The 22,099-nt window shown below is 71.4% G+C and carries 18 protein-coding genes; 11 read left to right on the top strand and 7 right to left on the bottom strand.

The features are described 5' to 3' along the window. Positions 1-85: 85 nt before the first annotated feature. From ACFO4E_RS02225 to ACFO4E_RS02235, 3 genes are all read left to right on the top strand, one after another. Positions 86-832 carry a glycerophosphodiester phosphodiesterase gene (locus ACFO4E_RS02225; RefSeq protein ID WP_378571020.1) on the top strand — a complete coding sequence of 249 codons (747 nt, stop codon included), beginning with the start codon at positions 86-88 and terminating at the stop codon, positions 830-832. 286 nt (positions 833-1,118) lie between these two features. Then, on the top strand, positions 1,119-1,664 hold the full coding sequence (locus tag ACFO4E_RS02230; RefSeq protein WP_378571022.1) for an ATP-binding protein: 546 nt from the start codon (positions 1,119-1,121) through the stop codon (positions 1,662-1,664). A 258-nt stretch (positions 1,665-1,922) separates the two neighbouring features. Next, positions 1,923-2,744, top strand: a complete 822-nt coding sequence (locus tag ACFO4E_RS02235; RefSeq protein ID WP_378571024.1) for a helix-turn-helix domain-containing protein — start codon at positions 1,923-1,925, stop codon at positions 2,742-2,744. Between the two features lie 96 nt (positions 2,745-2,840). Here the strand turns inward: ACFO4E_RS02235 and ACFO4E_RS02240 are convergent, their stop codons facing one another. The 6 genes from ACFO4E_RS02240 to ACFO4E_RS02265 form a co-directional block, all read right to left on the bottom strand. Then, on the bottom strand, positions 2,841-3,074 hold the full coding sequence (locus ACFO4E_RS02240; protein ID WP_378571026.1) for a DUF397 domain-containing protein: 234 nt from the start codon (positions 3,072-3,074) through the stop codon (positions 2,841-2,843). Between the two features lie 236 nt (positions 3,075-3,310). After that, positions 3,311-4,297, bottom strand: coding sequence for a metal ABC transporter solute-binding protein, Zn/Mn family (locus ACFO4E_RS02245; RefSeq protein WP_378571028.1), 987 nt, complete (start codon positions 4,295-4,297; stop codon positions 3,311-3,313). A gap of 95 nt (positions 4,298-4,392) precedes the next feature. Beyond that, positions 4,393-5,061 carry a potassium channel family protein gene (locus ACFO4E_RS02250; protein WP_378571030.1) on the bottom strand — a complete coding sequence of 223 codons (669 nt, stop codon included), beginning with the start codon at positions 5,059-5,061 and terminating at the stop codon, positions 4,393-4,395. A 20-nt stretch (positions 5,062-5,081) separates the two neighbouring features. After that, positions 5,082-6,497: a TrkH family potassium uptake protein gene (locus ACFO4E_RS02255; protein ID WP_378571032.1), complete on the bottom strand. Its 1,416-nt coding sequence runs from the start codon at positions 6,495-6,497 to the stop codon at positions 5,082-5,084. 176 nt (positions 6,498-6,673) lie between these two features. Then, a complete protein-coding gene (gene nhaA, locus ACFO4E_RS02260) occupies positions 6,674-7,927 on the bottom strand; it encodes a Na+/H+ antiporter NhaA (RefSeq protein WP_378571034.1) in 1,254 nt (417 codons plus the stop codon). Between the two features lie 218 nt (positions 7,928-8,145). Beyond that, positions 8,146-9,063 carry a cation diffusion facilitator family transporter gene (locus ACFO4E_RS02265; RefSeq protein ID WP_378571036.1) on the bottom strand — a complete coding sequence of 306 codons (918 nt, stop codon included), beginning with the start codon at positions 9,061-9,063 and terminating at the stop codon, positions 8,146-8,148. A gap of 110 nt (positions 9,064-9,173) precedes the next feature. Between ACFO4E_RS02265 and cmtR the strand changes: the two genes are divergently transcribed. The 3 genes from cmtR (at position 9,174) to ACFO4E_RS02280 (ending at position 13,625) form a co-directional block, all read left to right on the top strand. Further along, complete coding sequence (gene cmtR, locus ACFO4E_RS02270) at positions 9,174-9,512, top strand: Cd(II)/Pb(II)-sensing metalloregulatory transcriptional regulator CmtR (RefSeq protein ID WP_378571038.1); 339 nt, start codon at positions 9,174-9,176, stop codon at positions 9,510-9,512. A 465-nt stretch (positions 9,513-9,977) separates the two neighbouring features. Beyond that, positions 9,978-13,199, top strand: a complete 3,222-nt coding sequence (locus ACFO4E_RS02275; RefSeq protein ID WP_378571040.1) for an efflux RND transporter permease subunit — start codon at positions 9,978-9,980, stop codon at positions 13,197-13,199. 273 nt (positions 13,200-13,472) lie between these two features. Further along, on the top strand, positions 13,473-13,625 hold the full coding sequence (locus tag ACFO4E_RS02280; RefSeq protein WP_378571042.1) for a hypothetical protein: 153 nt from the start codon (positions 13,473-13,475) through the stop codon (positions 13,623-13,625). Between the two features lie 169 nt (positions 13,626-13,794). Here the strand turns inward: ACFO4E_RS02280 and ACFO4E_RS02285 are convergent, their stop codons facing one another. Beyond that, the gene (locus ACFO4E_RS02285; RefSeq protein ID WP_378571043.1) at positions 13,795-14,358 is read right to left on the bottom strand and encodes an ATP-binding protein; all 564 of its coding nucleotides are present in this window, start codon (positions 14,356-14,358) and stop codon (positions 13,795-13,797) included. Positions 14,359-14,993: 635 nt separating this feature from the next. Here ACFO4E_RS02285 and ACFO4E_RS02290 point away from each other — a divergent pair. From ACFO4E_RS02290 to ACFO4E_RS02310, 5 genes are all read left to right on the top strand, one after another. Beyond that, the gene (locus tag ACFO4E_RS02290; protein WP_378571044.1) at positions 14,994-17,036 is read left to right on the top strand and encodes a PhoX family protein; all 2,043 of its coding nucleotides are present in this window, start codon (positions 14,994-14,996) and stop codon (positions 17,034-17,036) included. A gap of 216 nt (positions 17,037-17,252) precedes the next feature. Continuing rightward, a complete protein-coding gene (gene mgrA / locus ACFO4E_RS02295) occupies positions 17,253-18,332 on the top strand; it encodes an L-glyceraldehyde 3-phosphate reductase (RefSeq protein ID WP_378571046.1) in 1,080 nt (359 codons plus the stop codon). A 220-nt stretch (positions 18,333-18,552) separates the two neighbouring features. After that, on the top strand, positions 18,553-19,668 hold the full coding sequence (locus tag ACFO4E_RS02300) for an NDMA-dependent alcohol dehydrogenase (protein WP_378571048.1): 1,116 nt from the start codon (positions 18,553-18,555) through the stop codon (positions 19,666-19,668). A 411-nt stretch (positions 19,669-20,079) separates the two neighbouring features. After that, the gene (locus tag ACFO4E_RS02305; protein WP_378571050.1) at positions 20,080-21,063 is read left to right on the top strand and encodes an ABC transporter permease; all 984 of its coding nucleotides are present in this window, start codon (positions 20,080-20,082) and stop codon (positions 21,061-21,063) included. Between the two features lie 113 nt (positions 21,064-21,176). Beyond that, on the top strand, positions 21,177-22,094 hold the full coding sequence (locus ACFO4E_RS02310; protein WP_378571052.1) for an ABC transporter permease: 918 nt from the start codon (positions 21,177-21,179) through the stop codon (positions 22,092-22,094). Positions 22,095-22,099: the final 5 nt, after the last annotated feature.

The raw sequence follows: 22,099 nt of genomic DNA on the forward strand, positions 1-22,099 counted from the left end.
CGCGGTCCCGCGCATCGGGGATGCTCCTTCGCCCGGCACCCGCCCCGGCCCGGGGCGCCGCCGCCGGGTCCCGGCGGTGATCGTCGTGGCGCACCGCGGAGCCTCCGCTTATGCGCCGGAGAACACGCTGTCCGCCCTGCGCCTGGCCCGCCTGCACGGCGCCGACATGGCGGAGATCGACGTGCGCCAGACCGCCGACGGCGCGTTCGTCGTGGTCCACGACCCCACGCTGCGCCGGACCACCGATGTCGCCGAGGTCTACCCCGACCGCCGCTCCTGGCGGGTCGCCGACTTCACCCTCGCCGAGATCCGCCGCCTGGACGCCGGCTCCTGGTTCGGCGAGCGGTTCGCCGGAGAACGGGTGCCCAGCCTGGAGGAGGCGCTGGCGGTGCTGCGCGAATGCGGCCTGGGCGCGCTCGTCGAACTGAAGGTGGAGCGCCGCGACCCGGAGATGCGGCGCCGCCTGGCCGACCGGCTCAACGCCGATCCCTACTGGCGCGACGGCCATGGGCGGCTGATCCTGCAGAGCTTCGACTGGGTGACCCTCAGGGCCGTGGCCGAGGCGGTCCCCGGCCTGCACACCGCGGTCCTGGGCAAGACCTATGGGCGGCTCGGCCTGCGCCGGATCGCCCGCTACGCCCGCCAGATCCACCCCCACCACCTGCGGGTGACCGCCCCCTACGTGCGGCACGCGCACGAGCAGGGCCTGGCGCTGTTCGGATGGACCGCCAACAACGACACCGCGATCCGGCGGCTGATCCGCGACGGCGTCGACGGGATCATCAGCGACTACCCCGACCGCGTGGCGGCGCACCGGCTCACCGCCGTATGAGGGGCGGTCCCCGCGCCCGGGGTGCGCCGCGCGCGTCCCCGGGCGCGGGGGCGCGATCGTCCGTGCCGTCCCGTGCTGGGGCGCTTGGGTGGGCTTCTCCGGGTCTGCGGGGGAAACTCTCCGGAGAACTCCGGCTTTCCCCCACCGGCGGCCGATCGTTGTCCTAGGATGCGTGCATGAGGAGAATGCACGTGCATATGGGCCATGCGCTTGCTCTCCCCCCAGAGGTGCCGGCGATCGTCCGAGCCGGTGCCGGTGCGATCGAGACGACGGCAAGGGGATCGCGGTGACCGGACAACGAACCCGGGGAACACGGAGCAGGATCGGCGCCTGGGGGTGTACGGCGGCCTCCGCCGCCGCGCCCCGGGAATGGTGGTTCGGCGCCCTGCACGACGGGGCGGCCGTGCGGGAGTGCCCGGCGGGCGGCCCGCGCCAGGATTCGCTCTGCTGGACGCTGGAGGCCGGGCCCGGCGCGGCGGCCGGCGCCCGGGAGGTCGCCTCCGGCGCCCTGCGCCAGTGGTCGATGGACGGCTTCGCCGACGACGCCGAGCTCATCCTGTCCGAACTCGTGACCAATGCCCTGCGGCACGCCTCCCGGCCCGCCGAGGGGGCCGTCGGCCGCAAGGACACCATAGAGGTGTGCATCCTGCGCCACGGCGGCGAACTGATCTGCGCCGTCCGCGACGGGAGCGACCTGCTCCCCGCGCGGCGCGAACCGGACTTCATGCTGGAGACGGGGCGCGGCCTGCACCTCGTGGCCTGCTTCGCGACCGATTGGGGCGTCGTGCCCCTCCGGCCGGCCGGCAAGTACGTCTGGGCCCTGCTGCGCTGACCCCCGCGGCGCATCGGGGGGTGTCCGGCCGCCCTGTGCGCGTGCGGTGGGTGTTCCGCCGTCCACCGACGGTGAACGGCGGTGCCGGTGAGCCGAGCATCGTGCGTATCGGCGATATCGTGTAGGCGTACAGGTAGGCCATATGGCGCCATAGCGGGCGTCGGCGGCGGGATTTCGAGCGCGAGATCGACGGGCGGGGAGGCAGCGGCTGTGGACATTGCTCGTCTGCAGAGGGGGAGCGGTCCCACGGTGCGCCGGATGCTGCTCGGTTCGGAGCTGCGGAAATACCGCGAAGCCAAGGGAATCAGCCGCGGCGAGGCCGGGCACCACATCCGCGGGTCGGAATCCAAGATCAGCCGGATGGAGCTGGGCCGGGTCGGGTTCAAGGCGCGCGACGTCGAGGACCTGCTGCGGTTGTACGGGGTCAGCGACCGCATGCTGATCTCCACGATGTCGCAGATGGCCCGCGACACCAAGAAACCGGGCTGGTGGCAGCAGTTCGGCGAGGCGCTGCCCAACTGGTTCCAGGTCTACGTGGGGCTCGAAGAGGCCGCCACGCGGATCCGGGTCTACGAGGCCCAGTTCGTGCCCGGTGTGCTCCAGACCGAGGACTATGCCCGCGCCATCATCACCGGCGGCGGCGCCGCGACCGATCCCATGACCGAGCCGCGGGTGGCCGTGCGCATGCGGCGCCAGCGCCACATCGAGCGCGGCAACGGGGTCAAGTTCTGGGCGATCCTGGACGAGGCCGCGGTCCGCCGACCGGTGGGCGGGGTCGAGATCATGCGCCAGCAGCTGTACCGCCTGATCGAGTTCTGCGACCACCCCGATATCACGCTGCAGATCATCCCGTTCAGCGCGGGCGCGCACGCCGCCGAGGCGGGGTCCTTCACCATCCTGCGCTATCCGGACTTCGGGCTCTCCGACATCATCTACCTGGAACAGCTGACCGGATCGCTCTGCCTCGACAAGCGGCAGGACATCGACGCCTACACCATGGCGATGGAGCGGCTGAGCGTGATCGCCCAGCCTCCGGCCGACACCAAGGGCATCCTCAAGCAGATGATCGACGAGCTGTAGCGGTTCGCCGCAGCGGGGTGGGAGCCCCACCCCGCGCGGTGTGGAGCCCCCGGATCGGTGCCGGTGCGCGATAGGCGCGGTCCGGCGCGTGCCGGATCAGCCCAGCAGGTTGTCGAAGTCTCCGTCCTTGGCGCCGAGGATCAGCGCGTCGATCTCGGCCTGGGTGTAGACCAGCGCCGGTCCGCCGGGGAAGCGCGAGTTGCGCATCGCGATGGAGCCGTCGGCCAGCCGGGCCAGCTCGACGCAGGCGCCCTGGGAGTTGCTCCGCCGGCTCTTCTGCCACGCGACGTTCTGGAGTTCGGATGCCGAGATGCCGTTGTGGGCGCTCATTGGGGAAGCTCCTTGTCCACCAGAGATGCGGTTCTTCTCGGGGGAGTACCGATGCACCCGCGTATGCACGTGCATCGGCACCGTACTTTGGCCAGGATATCGCACGTGCACGTCCCGCCTCCTGAACTCTGCGGGGATGTAGGCGGTATGCAAGGATGTGCAATCCCGTTAAAGGGATTGCACATACCAACGGCCCCGCACCCGGCGGGGCCGTTCGCGCAGAGGCGGGGACGCGGTCAGGAGCAGCGCAGCGCGCCGGTCAGGGCGTCGAGGTTCGCGCGCATGACCGACGGGTAGTCGTCGCCGGGAGACCGGTCGGTGATGCCTTCGAGCGGGTCGAGTACCGCGGTCTCGGCACCCGTCTCGGCGGCGATGGTCTCCGCGACCCGCGGGCTGGTGAGGGTCTCGGTGAAGACCGTGGTGATGCCGTGCTCCTCGACGAGTCCGGCGACCTCGGCGAGTCGCGCCGGCGAGGGCTCGGCCTCGGGGTCGATGCCGCTGACGCCGATCTGGTGCAGGTCGTAGGCGTCGGCCAGGTAGCCGAACGCGGAGTGCGCGACCACCATGTCGCGGCTCTCGCACTCGGCGAGGCCCTCGGTGTACGCGGTGCCGATGTCCGCCAGTTCGTCCGCGACCCGCTCGGCGTTGGCGGTGTAGTCGCCGGCGTTGTCGGGGTCGGCCTCGCCGAGTCGCTCGGCCAGGCCCGCCGCGGCCTGCGCCATGCGGTCGGTGTCGAGCCACATGTGCGGGTCGGCGTCGGCGTCGCCGTGGTCGTGGCCGTCGCCGTCCGCCTCCTCGTCCGCGTGGTCGTCGGAGTGGCCGTCCTCGGCGTGGGCGTCGTCGCCACCGGCGTCGGCCGCGGGGCGCAGGTCCACGGTGTCGGCGACGTCGAGGGCGTTCTCGCCGCCCTCCTGCTCGGCGGCGTCGTCCACCGCCGGCTGGAGGCCGTGGATGAAGAAGACGACGTCGGCGGAGGCCACGGAGCCGATCTGGCGCGGGGTGAGTTCGAGGTCGTGCGGTTCGGCGCCCGGTTCGGTGAGGTTGGTGACCTCGACGTGCTCGCCGCCCACCTGCCCCGCCAGCCATTCGAGGGGGTAGACGCCCGTGACCACGTCGACCGCGCCGCCGCCACCGCCGGCTCCGGCCCCGCCGCCGCATCCGGCCAGCACGGCCACCCCCGCCGCGCACAGCGCGGCCACCTTCACAGACGTCCCTGATCGCATGGGGACCATCATCGTGACAATGAAAACGATTGTCAATTTTTGTGGTGGATTGACTGGTTGGTGGGGATTGTCGGGATGGTCGGAATCCCCGCGGGTCAGTTGATCTCCGCGAAGCGCTCCACGTCGTCGGTCTTGCCGGCCACCACGACGATGTCGCCCTTCTGCGGCACGGTATCGGCGGTGGCGTAGGTGAACTGCTCACCGTGGCGCTTGATGCACACGACGGTGATGCCGTGCTTGGCCCGCACCCCGGTCTCGCCGAGCCGCCGGCCGATCATCTCGCGCGGGGCGCGGGTCTTGCCCAGGGCGAAGTTCTCCTCGATCTCCACGTAGTCCAGCATCCGGCCCGAGACCAGGTGGGCGACGCGCTCGCCCATGTCGTGCTCGGGCAGGACGACGTTGTGGGCGCCGATCTGCTGGAGGATGCGCCCGTGCCGCCGGCTGATGGCCTTCGCCCAGATGCGCTGGACGCTCATGTCCACCAGCAGCGACGTCGTCAGGATGCTCTCCTCCAGGTGGGTGCCGATCGCGACCACCGCCCGGGAGAACTCGTGCGCCCCGATCTGGCGCAGCGCTTCGTCGTCGGTGGAGTCGGCGACCACGGTGTGGGTCAGCGAGTCGGCGTAGGCCTGGACCAGGCGCGGGTTGGAGTCCACGCCCAGGACCTCCCAGCCGTGCGCCACGAGTTCCAGGGCCAGCGAACTCCCGAACCGCCCCAGCCCGATGACCAGGACGCGCTTGTCCTGCGGTTTGCTCCGCTGCACTGTGTGCTCCTCAGGTGTCGTCAACCGATGATCGGCCGCGCCTCGGCCAGATCGTAGCGGCGGGTGTGCTCGCGCAGCGCCAGAGCGGACGCGAAGGTCACCGGGCCGATGCGCCCCGCCAGCATCAGGAGTACCAGCAGCCCCTGGGCCATGGGCGGGAGGTCGGGGGTGATGCCCGTGGACAGGCCGGAGACCCCGGTGGCCGAGACCACCTCGAAGAGGACCTCGACCAGGCTGAAGGTGGTACCGACCAGCAGGACGACGGTAGAGCCCACGACGACGGTCATGGACAGGAAGGTCAGGGAGAGCGCCTGCCGGATGACACCAGGGGACAGCCGCCGGTCGAAGACGTGTACCCCGGCGTGCCCGCGGATCTCCGCCCACACAACGAGGAAGAGGACCGCGAGCGTGGCGACCTTGATGCCGCCGGCGGTGCCGCCGCTGCCGCCGCCGACGAACATCAGCATGATCGTGACGAGCAGTGTGGACTCGTCCATGGCGCCCACATCGACCGAGTTGAACCCGCCGCTGCGCGGCATGATGCCGTGGAAGACGCCGTTCACCAGCTTGTCGCCGATCGACATCGGGCCCAGGGTGCCGGGGTTGGACCACTCCAGCACCGTCACCGCCAGTGCGCCGCCCGCGATGAGCAGCGCGGACGTGGTCACGGTGATCTTGGTGTGCAGGCTCCACGCCCGGGTGGCGCCCATGTGCCGCCGGATCTCCAGCAGGACGGGGAACCCGAGGCCGCCGATGACGGTGGCCACCGCGAGGGGGAGCAGCACCATCGCGTCGTCCGCGTAGCGCATGAGGCTGTCGTCGTACAGGGCGAGGCCCGCGTTGTTGAACGCGGAGACCGAGTGGAAGGCGGCCGTGTACAGCGCGCCCAGGAACCCCATGTCGTAGTGGGCCCAGAAGCGCGGCAGCAGGACGGCGGCGATCACGGCCTCGCAGACCACGCTCATGGTGACGATCCGGGTGACCATTCCGCGCACGTCGCCCACCGCCATGCTGCGGGTCTCGGCCTGCACGCTGAGCTGCATGCGCAGCCCGAACCGGCGGACCACCACGGCTCCCAGCACCGACGCCAGCGTCATGATGCCGATGCCGCCGATCTGGATCAGCGCCATGACGACCAGTTCGCCGAACACCGACAGGTCGGTGCCGATGCCGATGATGGCCAGCCCGCACACGCACAGCGCCGATGTGGCGGTGAACAGTGCCTCGATGAAGGTCAGCCCCTCGCCCTCGGTGTGGCTGATGGGCAGCAGGAGCAGGCCGGTGCCGGCGAGGTCGGCGATCAGGAACAGCGCGACGAAGATCCGCGCCGGGCGCGCCCACGCCGACTGGGTGCGGCCGGGCGATGAGAACCTGGTGCGCCCCCAGTTCAGCAGGCGCGACAGGCGGCTGCGCGCGGCGGTCGTCAGCAGAGGCATCGTTGGTCGGCCATCCCGTCATCACCTGCGATCGAGAGAGATGTTCCCACACAAGGCCGCGGCTCCGGGTCCGACAGACCCGGGCCCGTCTCCGGCGCCCATCCAACCGTGTCCGCCGCTTCCGCGGCGGGCTCCGCCGCACGGCGTGTCGCCGTGCGGCCCGGGTCTCCCGTGTGTCACTGCCCCTGTCCGGCGGCGGGTGCGGCGGCGCCGGACTCGGCGAGCCGCCGGTAGTGGGCGCTGCGCCGGCCCAGCACCACCGCGGCCAGGACGGTGGCGATCAGCGACGCCAGCAGGACGCCGCCCTTGGCGTCGGACATCATCTGGGGGTCATTGGGGAACGACAGCTCGGTCACCAGGAGCGACACGGTGAAGCCGATCCCCGCCAGCAGCGACATCCCGGCGATGTCGATCCAGCTCAGCGACGGATTGAGCTCGGCCCCGGTGAGCCGGGTGGTGAGCCACGATCCGCCCAGGATCCCGATGAGCTTGCCCGCGACCAGGCCCACGAGGGCCCCCAGGGCGGCGGAGTCGGCGAGCAGCGGCCCGATCCCCGGGAAGACGACGCCGGCGGACATCAGCGCGAAGACCGGCAGGACCAGCGCGGTGGTCCACGGGCGGATCAGGTGCTCGGCGCGGTGGCTGGGGGACACCTCCTCGCCGTCCTGCGGGGTGGTGCGCATGAGCAGCCCCATGGCGACCCCGGCGATGGTCGCGTGCACCCCGCTGGCGTGCATGAATCCCCAGATGGCGAACGCCAGCGGCAGGTAGACCGCCCACGACGGGATTGGCGAGCGGCGCAGCACCGCGCCGAGCCCGCGGCCGGTCTGGAGGTGGCCGAACAGCGCGAGCAGGGCGAAGGCGGCCAGCAGCGGCAGGAAGGAGAGGCCGTCGGTGTAGAAGACCGCGATCACGACGATCGCGCCGAGGTCGTCCACGATGGCCAGGGTGAGCAGGAAGGTCCGCAGCGCGGGGGGCAGGTAGCGGCCGACCACCGCGAGGACCGCGACCGCGAAGGCGATGTCGGTCGCCATGGGGATGCCCCAGCCGCGCAGCGCGTCGCCCTGTCCGACGTTGATGGCCGCGTAGATCAGGGCGGGGACCGCCATACCGCACAGGGCCGCGACGATCGGCAGCATGGCCCGGCGCGGGTTGCGCAGCTCCCCGTGGACGAACTCCTGCTTCAGCTCATTGCCGACCACGAAGAAGAAGATCGCGAGCAGGCCGTCGGCGGCCCACGCCTCGACCGAGAGGTTCAGGTGCAGGGGCTCGGGCCCGAAGGCGAAGGTGCGGATGGCCTCATAGGCGGCGCTGCCGGGGGAGTTGGCCCAGATCAGGGCGGCGATGGCGCCCGCGATCAGCAGGAACCCGCTGACGACGTCGGAGCGGAGTGCCTCGATCAGATCGCCGGCGCGGCGTCGGTCGGTCATGGGCGGAAGTCCCCCTGTGTGCTGGTGCGGTCGGCGCACGCCGATGGCATCGCCGACCAGTCTTCCCGGCACACCTGCGCCCGCGCCGGTGGCGCGGGCATGGGCCCTCGGCCCGGGGGAACTATGCCAGACCGCCCGGGCGCCTGTCCAGGTCATACCCGTTCCTGTCGCCCGATCGCCCGGTGCCGGGTTCCGGGCAGGAGGCCCGGCGCAGCGCCTCAGTCGTGCCGCGCGCCCTCGTGGTCGGCGTGGCCGGCGGGTTCCAGCTGGAGGGTGGAGTGCTCCACGTCGAAGTGCCCCGAGAGGCAGGCGTGGAGTTCGTCGAGCATGCGCCCGGCGTCGGCGAGCCGGCCCTCCTCGACCACCACGTGGGCCGACATGACGGGAATCCCCGAGGTGATGGTCCACGCGTGCAGGTCGTGCACGTCCAGGACGCCGGGCTGGCGCAGCATGTGCAGTCGCACCTCGGCGAGGTCGACGTTGCGCGGCGCCGCCTCCAGCAGAACGTGCACGGCCTCGCGCAGCAGGCTCCAGGCGCGCGGCACGATGAACGCGGCGATGGCCAGCGAGATCAGCGTGTCGGCGCGCTCCCATCCGGTGAGCCAGATGACGGCGCCGCCGACGATGACGCCGACCGAGGCCAGGGCGTCGCTCAGCACCTCCAGGTAGGCGCCGCGGACGTTGAGGCTGTCCTTCTGCCCCGAGCGGAGGATGAACACGGCGATGATGTTCATGGCGAGGCCGAAGCCGGCCACCAGGACCATCCCCTCGCCGGCCACGGGGCGGGGCGTGATCAGCCGCTCGACGGCCTCGATCGCGATGAAGGCGCACAGGCCGAACAGGATGAGCGCGTTGACCGCGGCGGCGAGCACCTCCGCGCGCTGGTAGCCGAAGGTCCGCACGGTACTGGCGGGCCGCGCGGCGAACCCGACGGCGATGAGCGCCAGCAGCACCCCGAAGGAGTCGGTGACGGTGTGCCCGGCGTCGGCGAGCAGTGCGAGGCTGCCGGCGCCGTAGGCGCCTATGACCTGGACCACGGCGACGATCAGCATCAGCGCCAGGACGACGCTCAGCCGGCCGCGGTTGGCGGCGGCCGCTGTCGCGTGCCCGTGTCCATGACCGTGTCCGTGGCCCATCTGTGTCTCCTTCGCCGGCCGCCCGGATCGGCGGCCGCACTCGATAGTTCAGCCTCCAGTGTTTATACAGCGAAGAGTGTCTATACAGCAAATACTGTAAAATGGTTTTCATGTTGACCACCGAACAGCGCCTGTCCGCCATCCAGCGGCTCGGCCGCGCCCTCGCCGACCCCACCCGCTGCCGGCTCCTCCTGGCGCTGCTCGACGGCCCCGGCTACCCCGCAGGTCTCGCGGAGCAACTGGGTCTTACCCGGCAGAATGTGTCCAATCACCTGGCCTGCCTGCGGGAATGCGGCCTGGTGACCACCACCGCCCGCGGCCGGCAGGTCAGCTACGAGCTGGTCGACCCCGCTCTGGTGCACGCACTCGACGACCTGCTGCGCGTGGTGTGGGGGGTCGCCGAAGAGCACCTGCCGCCCGGTGAGACCACCCCCGTCGCCGCCGGCTGACCTCCGCCGCTCCCCACGGCGCCGGTGGCCGCGCGCCACCGGGAAGGCCCCTCCCGAAAGAGTTCCCCGGAGCGTGTCCGGAAGCGGACCGCCGTGCGGTGGACGGCGCCGCACGGCCGGCCGCGGCCGCCGGCGCGGCGGACCGCCCAGTTCGCGGCGTATGACGAGCCGCTGACATATCGCTGACACGGCCCTGACGGGTGTCCGATGTCGCCCCATTCGCGGTGATGTGCCGGTGATCCGCCGCGTATCGTGTATCTCGCGTGCCCGGCACTACCCCGTGCGGCCCCGTCTCAGCCCGCATGGGTCGACCACCCTCGACCGCTCGTCGCAGCGGTGCCGTTTGCAGCGCAATCACGCCATCTGAGGAGCGACAACTCTCATGTCCAGATCGGCCAAGACATTCCTTGGCGACCCCTTCGCGTCCCCGCGGCCGGCCGGCACGCCGCACGACCGGAGGACCCCGTGAACCGACTCGCGAAGCTCTCCCTCGGCAACCGGGCACTCATCCTGCTGATCACCCTCGCGGTGGTCGTCTTCGGCCTTCTGGCCACCACATCGGCCAAGCGCGAGCTCATGCCGTCCTTCGACGTGCCGATGGTCTTCGTCAGCGCCCAGTACCAGGGCGCGTCCCCCGAGGTGGTCGAGAGCGAGGTCGTCGAGCCCCTCGAACAGGCGGTCAAGGGCGCCGACGGCATCACGTCCTACACCTCCACCGCCGCTGACGGATCCGCGTCGATCATCGCCGAGTTCGACTACGGCGACGACACCAGCGAGGTGGTCCGCGAGCTCCGCCAGGCGGTCGAGCAGGTCGCGCCGATGCTGCCCGAGGACGTCGACCCCGACGTCTCGGCGTTCGGCGCCGACGACATCCCCGTGGTGATGCTGGCCGCCGGAGCGGGCGACGGCGACGAGCAGTCGCTGGCCGGCCCCCTCCAGGACCAGGTCGTCCCCGAGCTGGAGTCGATCCCCGGCGTGCGCGCCGCGACCGTCTCCGGTGTGCGGGGCGAGACCGTCACCGTCTCCCCCGACGAGGACGAGCTGGAGGACGCCGGGCTCACGGCGTCCGACCTCACCTCGGCGCTGGAGGCCGGCGGCGCTCTGACCCCCGGCGGCGAGATCACCGAGGACGGCCGCACGCTGACCGTCACCACCGGCGGCCGGCTGGAGTCGGTCGAGGACGTCGAGAACATGTGGCTGCTGCCGGCCGGCGGATCCGCGCCCGCCGCGGCCGCGGTGCCGGGCGCGCCCGCTGCGGCCCCGGCCGACCCGGTGCAGCTCAAGGACGTCGCCGACGTCGAGCTGCGCCTCGACGACACCACGAGCATCACCCGGACCGACGGCGTTCCCAGCCTCGGCGTGATGATCACCAAGACCGCCGAGGGCAACACCGTCGAGATCTCCGAGGAGGTGCAGGCCCAGCTGGACGACCTGCGCCCGCTGCTCGGCGACGACGCCGAGATCTCGGTCGTGTTCGACCAGGCCCCCTTCATCAACGACTCCATCGTGGCCATGGCCGAGGAGGGCCTGCTCGGGCTCGCCTTCGCGGTCATCATCATCCTGGTGTTCCTGCTGTCGCTGCGCTCGACGCTGGTGACCGCGGTCTCCATCCCGGTGTCGCTGCTGGTGGCGATGCTCGGCGTGCAGGCGTTCGGGTACTCGCTGAACCTGCTCACCCTGGGCGCGCTCACCGTGGCGGTCGGCCGGGTGGTCGACGACTCCATCGTGGTGCTGGAGAACATCAAGCGGCACATGTCCTACGGCGAGGAGCGCTACCAGGCCGTGTTCACCGGTGTCCGCGAAGTGGCCACCGCGATCACCGCCGCGACCCTCACCACGATCGCCGTGTTCCTGCCGATCGGGTTCGTCAGCGGCCAGGTGGGCGAGCTGTTCCGGCCCTTCGCCGTGACGGTCAGCCTCTCCCTGGCGGCGTCGCTGCTGGTCTCGCTGACCATCATCCCGGTGCTCGCGTACTGGTTCATGCGGCCCAAGGTGGTGCCGCCCGAGGAGCTGGAGCGGGTCAAGGCCGAGGAGTACCGGCGCGAGCTGCGCACCCCGTTGCAGCGCGCCTACCTTCCGGTGGTCCGCTGGGCAACCCGGCACCGGGTGATCACCCTGGCCGCCTCGGTGCTGCTCCTGGCGGGGACCGTCGTCCTGGCGGGCAACCTGCAGACCAACCTGCTGGGCGACCAGGGCCAGAACACCTACAGCGTCTCCCAGGACCTGCCGGTGGGCACCTCCCTGGAGGAGGCCGACGCCGAGGCCCTCAAGGTCGAGGAGCGGCTGGGCGAACTGGAGTGGATCGACTCCTACCAGTCGTCGTTCGGCTCCGGCGGGGGCGGTGGCGGCGCGGCGATGCTCATGGGCGGCGGCTCCGCCGACAGCATCAGCTACACCATCACCGCCGACCCCGAGGGCGACCAGGCCGTCTACCAGGAGCGGCTGCGCCAGGCGCTGGCGGACGTCGACACCGAGCACGAGCCGCGCCTCAGCACGGCGGCCGGCATGGGCGCCTCCGCCCTCGAGGTCGAGGTGCAGGCCGACGAGCGCGCCACGCTGGAGGAGGCCGCCGGGATCGTCGAGGACGCCGTCCGCGACATCCCCGGTGCCGACGACGTGGAGAACAGCATCGCCGCCGCCCAGCCCGCGCTGGACGTCCGGGTCGACGCCGAGGCCGCCGCCGAGGAGGGCCTGACCGAAGGCCAGGTCGGCCAGACGGTCACCGGTGCCTTCCAGGGCACCACCGTGGGCAGCGCGACGATCGACGACGCCGAGCGCGACATCGTCGTGCGCGTCAACGACGCCCCCGAGAGCGTGGCGGACCTGGAGGACCTGACCATCGCCACCCCCGCGGGCGACGAGATCCGGCTCTCGGAGATCGCCGACGTCGAGGAGGTCACCCAGGCCCCCGAGCTGGTGCGCGCCGACGGCGTGCGCAGCGCCACGATCTCGGCCACGCCCACCGCCGACGACCTGGGCGCGGTCAGCGCCGAACTCGTCTCCACACTGGACGGCCTGGACCTGCCCGACGGCGCCACGGCCGTCATCGGCGGTGCCAGCACCGAGCAGGACGAGGCGTTCGCCCAGCTCGGGATCGCCATGCTGGCGGCGGTCGCGATCGTCTACCTGATCATGGTGGCGACCTTCAAGAGCCTCATGCAGCCGCTCGTCCTGCTGGTGTCGATCCCGTTCGCGGCGACCGGCTCCGTGGGGCTGCTGCTGATCACCGGCGAGCCCCTGGGGCTGCCGGCGATGATCGGCCTGCTGATGCTCATCGGCGTCGTCGTCACCAACGCGATCGTCCTCATCGACCTGGTCAACCAGTACCGCGACGAGGGCATGGAGCTGCGCGAGGCGGTCGTGGAGGGCTCGCGGCACCGCCTGCGGCCCATCCTCATGACCGCGCTCGCCACGGTCGGCGCCCTGACCCCGATGGCGCTGGGCATCACCGGCGGCGGCGCGTTCATCTCCCAGCCGCTGGCGATCGTCGTCATCGGCGGCCTGATCACCTCGACGCTCCTCACGCTGATCCTGGTCCCGGTGCTCTACACCATGACCGAGGGCCGCAAGGAGCGGCGCGCGGCCAAGCGTGCGGCCAAGCGCGAGGCCAAGATCGACGCCGTCCGGGCGCAGAGCAGGGAGGCGGAGGACGCGGTGTCGGGCGCCGACGCCGGCGGCACGGCCTGACCGGCCACCCGCCACGGTGCGGGGTGCGACCGCACTCCGCTCCCCGCGACTGAGGTAACCCACAACGGCCACCGCGGTCCGACCGCGGTGGCCGTTGCCGGTTCTTCCGTCAGCGGCCGGACGCCCGATCGCGTTCCCCGCTCAGGCGTGTGGGAGCAGGGACACGGGAAAACGCATGCCGGAAATATCGCTGATCGTCCGAAATTGTTGCTGATGACGCAACTCCGCTGCACGGATTTGTTAACCGCAGCCCATGGCGGGCAAGCTGCCCGTATGGAGAGCAACGACACCGATCTCGACCGGCTCGTACGCGAGGAACTCGGCGACGAACCGTCCCAAGAGGCCAAGGACTACGCCCGGGAGCTGTACGAGAAGTACAAGCTGCCGGCCGAGCCCCCCGCGACCGCCCCCGCGGAGGACCGATAGTGCAAGGGCTCGCGCCCGACGACATCCGCCACACGGCACACACACGCATCCGACACGGCGATACAGGGGCCTCCCCGCCGGGGAGGCCCTTCGTCATGTCCGTGCACGCCGGACCGCCCCGCCGCCGGCGGCGCGGACGGCCCCCGCCGGATCGGCGGGGCCGCCGGGGTCAGCCCCGGTCGTCGCCCGGGGCCGGGCCGGCCTCCCAGGCCAGTTCGAACCAGACCATGCGGCCCAGTCCGTCGCCGCGGGGCTCCGTGCCCCACTTGGCCGCCAGCGCCTCGACGAGGTCGAGGCCCCGGCCGTGCTCGCTGACATCGTGGGGGTCGCGGTGCTGGGGCCGCGGCTGCTCGGGGCTGCCGAGGTCGCGCACCTCCACTCGGCTCCACCCCTCGGCGCAGTAGACCGTCACCTCGAACTTGCCGCCGGGCGAGCCCGACGCGCTGTGCGTGATCGCGTTGGTCGCGAGCTCACTGGTCAGCAGGGTGGCGGTGGTGATGTCGGGGCCGGGCCCGAGAGCCCGCGCGACGAACCGGCGGGCGTGCTGGATCTGATGGGCCAGCCCGGGAAAGCGGCGCCGGACGGGCGGGCCCAGGACATCGGGCGCGGGTCTGCGGCGCTCCTCCGTGGATCTCGCCGGACGTTCGGCGGGCAGGCTTCGCCCGCCCGGTCGCTGGGACGGGCCTGCGGTATGCGCGCCGTGCTGTGACCTGGCCGCAGGGGTATCGGTCATGTGGTCTCACTCCCCAGTGACATTGAGCGGCGCCACGCCGGAATCGGACCGCGGTGACGTGCGTAGAGCGGGGCCTCCGGAGGTGCGTTCGATGCCCGGCGACGGGTCACGACGCGATCGGGGGATTTCGGGGGTCCCGCCCGTGGGGTAGTGCGTTGGGATTCGTGCAGTACTGGACATCCGCGGGGGTGCCGCGGAGACAAGCCTCACAGCAGTCGGGGTCGCATCCACGCACAGAATACGCGGGTTGACTTGTGGTGAACCAGGTGGGGGTGAGAACTCCACCCGTTGTGGGGATGAACCAGGTCGCACAATGGCGGAGCGGTGGCGACCCGGACGCACCCGGTGGAGCGGGCCGCGGCGACGGCGGCCCGGTGCCACCCGGCACCGCCGCCCGCTGTGCGCCGCGCCCGGGCGGCCCACCTGCGGCGACAGCCGGGAGGGGAGGTGGGCGTGCCGGAGGAATTGTCGGTGCATTCACCGCGGATTCACGCTCCCGAATGCCGCATAGGCCAAGGTCAGGAGCGTTCGGGCAGCCACCGTTCCGCGTACCGGCGACCGCCGCCGGACCCGCGCCCCCGGCAAGGGCCGGTGTACGCGACCGCCCGACCATCCCCGCACGTTCAGGAGGACCCGTGTCCCAATCCGCGCCCCGCCGACTGCTTCCGCTCCTCGGCCACAATGGGGGTAGATCCCGCGTCACGTGCCGCTTCCGCTGCGGCGACGCCTGCTTCCACGACGCGCCCAACACCAGCGGAAACGCCTACTTCGGCGACATCTTCGCCACCGCGCTCTCGCGGCGCAACGTCCTGCGCGCGGGCGCGATCGGCGCCGGCGTCTCGGCCGTCGGCCTCAGCGGCATGGCCCCCGCCGCGGCCGAACCCCAGGCCGGCCGGGGCAACCCGCGGCTGGGCTTCACCAGCGTGGCCCCCAACAACAACGACGCGGTGACCGTCCCCGACGGCTACGACCACAACGTGATCATCCGCTGGGGCGACCCGGTGCTCCCCGACGCGCCGGAGTTCGACTTCGAGAACCAGACCGCCGAGGCGCAGGAGCGGCAGTTCGGCTACAACTGCGACTACGTCGCCGTCCTGCCGATCGACGACGACCGCGCGCTGCTGTGGGTCAACCACGAGTACACCAATGAGAACCTGATGTTCGCCGGCTACACCGACGGCAACGACGCCGACCTGGAGCAGATCAAGGTCAGCATGGCCGCCCACGGCGGGTCCGTCGTCGAGATCGAGCGCGTGCGCGGCACCGGCGCCTGGCGTCCCGTCGCCGAGGGGGAGCGCCCCTACAACCGGCGCATCACCATGACCACCCCGATGCGGTTCACCGGCCCCGCCGCGGGCCACGAACTGCTGCGCACCGAGGCCGACCCCGAGGGCGTCGAGGTCAGCGGGATGAACAACAACTGCGCGGGCGGCACCACCCCGTGGGGGACCGTCCTCAGCGGTGAGGAGAACTTCGACCAGTACTTCGTGGGCGGCGAGGGCGCCCCCGAGGACGCCAAGGCCGCGCTCGCGCGCTACGGCGTCGCGGTCGAGGGCGACACCCGCGCGGACAACCGGCGCTTCGACCGGGCCGAGGAGCGCTTCGACCTGTCCAAGCACCCCACCGAGGCCAACCGCTTCGGCTGGATCGTGGAGATCGACCCGTTCGACCCCACCTCCACGCCGCGCAAGCGCACCATGCTGGGGCGCTTCAAGCACGAGGGCGCCACCACCCGCATCACCAGGAACGGCAGGGTCGCCGTCTACATGGGCGACGACGAGCGGTTCGAGTACATCTACAAGTTCGTCAGCGACAAGAAGTACCGCCGCGGTTCCGCGCGCCACAACGCGACGCTGCTCGACTCCGGCACCCTCTACGTCGCCCGCCTCACCGGCAACAGCCCGGCCGAGGAGATCGACGGGTCCGGCGGGCTGCCCGCCGACGGCGAGTTCGACGGTTCCGGCGAGTGGATCCCGCTGTGCAACGCCACCACGAGCTTCGTCGAGGGCTTCTCCGTCGCCGAGGTCCTGGTCCACACCCGGCTGGCCGCCGACACCGCCGCCGCCACCAAGATGGACCGGCCCGAGGACTTCGAGCCCAACCCGGTGACCGGCAAGGTCTACTGCGCGCTCACCAACAACACCGCCCGCACGCCCGAGCAGGCCGATGAGCCCAACCCGCGCGCGGCCAACAAGTTCGGGCACATCCTGGAGATCACCGAGCGGCACAACGACGCCGGCGCCACCCGGTTCGGCTGGCAGGTGCCCATCGTCTGCGGCGACCCCGAGGACCCGTCGACCTACTTCGCCGGCTACGACAAGTCGAAGGTCTCGCCGATCTCCTGCCCGGACAACGTCGCCTTCGACCGGCACGGCAACCTGTGGATCTCCACGGACGGCGCCCCCGGCACCATCAACAGTGCCGACGCCCTGCACGCCGTGCCCATGCACGGCAGGTACCGCGGCGAGCTGAAGACGTTCGCCACCGTGCCGGTCGAGGCCGAGTGCTGCGGTCCGTTCATCTCGGAGGACAGCCGCACCGTGTTCATCGCCCCGCAGCACCCGGGCGAGGACGGCACCGTGGAGCAGCCCACGAGCACCTGGCCGGACAACAGCCCCTTCCCGCGGCCCTCCGTGGTGTCCATCTGGCGCACGGACGGCGGTGAGATCGGCTCCTAGCCGCACCCGCCGCACCCGCCGCTTCCGCGGCGCCGCCCGGCTCCGACCGTCCCGCGTGGGGGCCTTCGGCGCGGGGCGGCGCCGCCTTCGCTCGCTCGTCGGCTCGGCGGTGGTGTTGTCTGGTCGCGCTCGCCTTCTCGCTCGGCTCCAACGGCCCCGCGGTTCGCGCCGGAGGCGGGGCGGTGGCGGGCGGGGTCCGATGGAAGAATGGGGCACATGGTGCGAGAAGCAGACGTTCCCCGACTCGACGTCACCCCCGCCGGCGTCCACGCCGCCGACCCCGCGCGCTACGACGGCCGGATGCCCTACCGCCGTTCCGGCCGCAGCGGCCTGGCCCTGCCCGCGATCTCCCTGGGCCTGTGGCAGAACTTCGGCGACGACCGGTCGCTGACCACCCAGCGCGCCATCCTGCGGCGCGCCTTCGACCTCGGCGTCACCCACTTCGACCTGGCCAACAACTACGGGCCGCCCCCGGGATCCGCCGAGGTGAACTTCGGCCGCATCCTCCGCGAGGACTTCCGTGCCTACCGCGACGAGCTCGTCATCTCCACGAAGGCGGGCTACGACATGTGGCCCGGTCCCTACGGAAGCGGCGGCGGGTCCCGCAAGTACCTGCTGGCCAGCCTCGACCAGTCGCTGGCCCGGATGGGGCTCGACCACGTCGACATCTTCTACAGCCACCGCTTCGACCCCGACACCCCGCTCGAAGAGACCATGTCGGCGCTGTCCGACGCGGTGCGGTCGGGCAAGGCGCTCTACGCCGGCATCTCGTCCTACTCCGCCGAGCGCACCGCCGAGGCCGCGGCCCTCCTGCGCGAGATGGGCACCCCGCTCCTGATCCACCAGCCGTCCTATTCGATGGTCAACCGCTGGATCGAGGACCAGGACCTGCTCACCACCCTGGAGGGCGTCGGCGCGGGCTGCATCGCCTTCTCCCCGCTGGCCCAGGGGCTGCTGACCGGCCGGTACCTCAACGGAGTGCCGGCGGACTCGCGCCTGCGGGCGGGCAAGGCGTTCTCCGACGCGTGGCTGACCGAGGGCAACCTGGACCGGATCCGCGCGCTGAACGCGATCGCCGCCGACCGCGGCCAGACCCTGGCGCAGCTCGCACTGGCCTGGGTCCTCCGCGACGAGCGCGTCACGTCGGCCCTCATCGGCGCCAGCAGCGTCGCCCAGCTGGAGGACAGCCTCGCCGCGGTCAGCGGGCCGCCCCTGGCGGCCGACGAACTCGCCGCCATCGACGAGCACGCCACCGACCTCGGCGTCAACATCTGGAGCGCCTCCAGCCGCCACTGACCCCTGCCACCGGACCGCCGCCGCCCTCGCAGGGCGGCGGCGGTCCGCTGCGTTCTCGGGCCCCGGCGCGACCGCTCCGGGGCCTCGCGCAGGGCCGGTTGACACCCCGGGGGCGCGGTGTTCGACTGGTCCGACCGGTTGCCGGAACTCCGGCCTGCCCTCCGGGCTCTGCACGGCGCGACGTCGATTCCACGTTCCCCACGGAAAGGCCGACGCCACGATGAAGACACGAGCCGCCGCACTGCTGGAGCAGCCCGGACGCTGGGAGGTCATCGACATCGAGCTCGCCCCGCCCCGGGCCGAGGAGGTCCTCGTCCGGTTCAAGGCAGCCGGGCTCTGCCACTCCGACGAGCATGTGGCGACCGGGGACATGCCGGTGGGCGGAACCCCGATCATCGGCGGCCACGAGGGCGCCGGCGTGGTCGAGGAGGTCGGCCCCGGGGTCACCTGGTTCTCCCCGGGCGACCGGGTGGCCGCCAAGTTCGTACCCAGCTGCGGGAACTGCCCGTCCTGCTACCGCGGCCACATGAACCTGTGCGACCTCGGCATGTACGCGCTGACCGGGAGCATGCTCGACGGCACCTTCCGCGCCGCTCACAAGGGCGCCGACGTCGCGCAGATGACGATGCTCGGCACCTTCGCCGAGCACGCCGTCGTCCCCCAGTACTCCCTGGTGAAGATCCCCGACGGCGTCTCGTTCGAGGCGGCCGCGCTCGTGAGCTGCGGGGTGGCCACCGGGTGGGGGTCGGTGGAGTACGGCGCGCAGGTGGCGCACGGCGACACCGTCATCGTCATGGGCGTCGGCGGGATCGGCATCAACGCCGTGCAGGCGGCCGCCGCCCGCGGCGCGGCCTACGTCATCGCGGTCGACCCGGTGGAGTTCAAGCGGGCGAAGGCGCTCGAACTGGGCGCCACACACGCCTACGCCGACATCGCCGAGGCGGCCGACGCCGCCCGGCTGCTCACCAACGGCCAGGGGGCCGACGCCGCCGTCGTCGCGGTGGGGGTGACCACGGGGGAGCACGTCGCCCAGGCGTTCTCCGCCATCGCCAAGCAGTCGACTGTGGTGGTCACGGGGATCGGCGACGCCTCGGCCGTGGGCCTGCCGATCAGCCTGTGGGAGCTGGCGATGCTGGAGAAGCGCGTCCAAGGGGTCATCTTCGGGATGGGCAACCCCGGCTTCGAGGTGCCGCGGCTGCTGGAGCTGTACCGGGCGGGGCGGCTCAAGCTCGACGAGCTGGTCACCCGGCGCTACCGGCTCGACGAGATCAACGCCGGCTACGCCGATATGTACGCGGGCAAGAACATCCGCGGGGTCATCGTCCATTCGGAGTAATGGCGTCCGCTTCCCGGTGGGCGGTGGACCTCCGCTCACCGGGTGCCCATCCGGTTTAACGCGGAGTATCGTTGACCGTACGCGACTGTCCGCGCGCTTGGAGTCGGCTATTTCCGGTGAGCTGGTCTGATGTGGAGAAATCTTTCGCTCGTTGTGCTTTCTTGATGTGGTGGTGACCGGGCGGTGTCCCGGTATGCCGCAAACTGCTGGGAATTCGGATCACGGACCGTGAATCGGATCCATCGCGTTCGGACGCCTTCGCCGAGCCACCCTCCACGAAGGATCGGGACGGTCTTCGACCTCATGGCGCATGAGGGGTACCGCTCCACCCGATCCTGTGCGACGGCCGACGGCGGCGCACCGCGGCGGTTCCGGCGCAGGGCGTTCTGGCGACAGGGGTAGGGGCACCAATTGGGCATGTTCCTGATCAGGAGACTGCTGAGCTATCTCGTCCTGATCTTCTTAGCCTCCACCTTCGCCTACCTGCTCGCCGCCACCACGCTGAGCCCGCGCACCAACTTCGAGCAGCTCCAGCCCCGGCCCAGCCAGGAGGCCATCGAGCGTGAGCTGACCAAGCTCAACCTCAACGACCGCACTCCGCTGGCCGAGCGCTACGCCGTCTGGGTCTCCGACCTCGCCCGCGGCGACTTCGGGCAGACCGTCAACGACCAGAGCGTCAACGAGCAGGTCGTGCGCAAGGCGGGGGTCACCCTGCGGCTGATCGTGGTCGGGACCGTCATCGGCTGCTCGGTCGGCGTGGCCATCGGCGCCTACGCCGCCGTCAAGCAGTACCGGGCGTTCGACAAGGTCTCCACCGGCGCGGCGTTCGTGGTGCTCGCCGTGCCCACCGTGGTGATCGCGGTCTCCCTGCGCGAGGCCGCGCGCTGGTTCAACGCCACCACCGGGCGACAATGGCTGAACTACGGGGGCGAGTACACCGCGGGCCTCGACGCCGGGTTCTGGGGGACCCTGGCCGACCGCCTCCAGCACGGCATCCTGCCCACCGCCACCCTCGCCCTCGCGCTGTTCGCCGCCTTCAGCCGCTACCAGCGCAACATGATGCTCGACGTGCTGGGATCGGACTTCGTGCGCACCGCCATGGCCAAGGGGCTGACCCGGCGGGCCGCCCTGCTCAAGCACGCGCTGCGCACCGCGCTCATCCCGACCATCACCTACTTCACGTTCACGTTCGGGATCCTGCTCGCCGGCACCACCTTCACCGAGAAGATCTACGGCTGGCACGGCATGGGCGCGTGGGTGGTCGACTCCATCGTGCAGAACGACGTCAACGCGGTGGCCGCCGTCACGTGCTTCATGGCCGTGTGCGTCATGGCGGCGTCCTTCCTCTCCGACATCCTCTACGCGTGGCTGGACCCGCGGGTGCGGGTGAGCTGAGCGATGACCTCCGCCGCCACCGACCCGGCCGGGCGCGCGCACCCCGCGGGACGCGTGTCCCCGCGGCCGCCGCGCCGCCCCCTCCGCCCCGCCGACGCCTTGGAGACGACCACATGAGCATGTCCGCCGAACGCGTTGCCGAGGACGCTTCCGCAGGCGGCCCGGCCGACGACGCCCGGGTCCCCGGGCGCTGGTCGGGCGTGCTCCACGAACTGCTGCGCACCCGGCGCGTGCTGATCGGGGCCGGCCTGCTCGCCGCGCTGACGCTCGCGGCGTGGGTCGGCCCGCTGCTGAGCCCCTGGGACATCACCGAGACCGACCTCCTGGCCCGCCGCGAGCCGCCCTCGGCCGACCACTGGTTCGGCACCGACAGCATCGGGCGCGACATCTTCACCCAGACCATGATCGGGCTCCAGAAGTCCATCATCATCGGCCTGTGCGCGGCCATCCTCACCACCGCGGTGGCGGCCGTGGTCGGGGCGTTCGCCGGCTACTTCCTCGGCGCCACCGACCGGGTGCTGATGTGGATCACCGACCTCATGCTGGTCCTGCCGAACTTCCTGGTCCTGGCGATCCTGTACCCGGCACTGCGCGACCAGGGCTGGCCGCTCTTCGTCATCCTGCTCGCCGCGCTGGCGTGGATGGTCACCGCCAAGATGGTGCGCGGAATGACGATCTCGCTCAAGGAGCGCGAGTACGTCCTGGCGGCCCGCTACATGGGCGTCCCCGACCACAAGATCATCTTCCGGCACATCATCCCGAACATGTCCTCGCTGCTGATCGTCGACGCGACCATCAACGTCAGTGCGGCGATCATCGCCGAGACCTCGTTGTCCTACTTCGGGTTCGGCGTCCAGCGCCCGGACGTCTCGCTGGGCTCCCTCATCGCCGCCGGGTCCACGCAGTCACTCGCCTTCCCCTGGACGTTCTGGTTCTGCACAGGGCTCCTGGTGGTGCTGGTGATGGCGGTCAACCTGATCGGCGACGGGCTGCGAGACGCGCTCGACCCGCAGTCCAAGCGCAGGTCGTAGAAACG

This window comes from Nocardiopsis mangrovi, assembly GCF_042653925.1.
In the GTDB taxonomy this organism is placed as follows: Bacteria; Actinomycetota; Actinomycetes; order Streptosporangiales; family Streptosporangiaceae; genus Nocardiopsis_B; species Nocardiopsis_B mangrovi.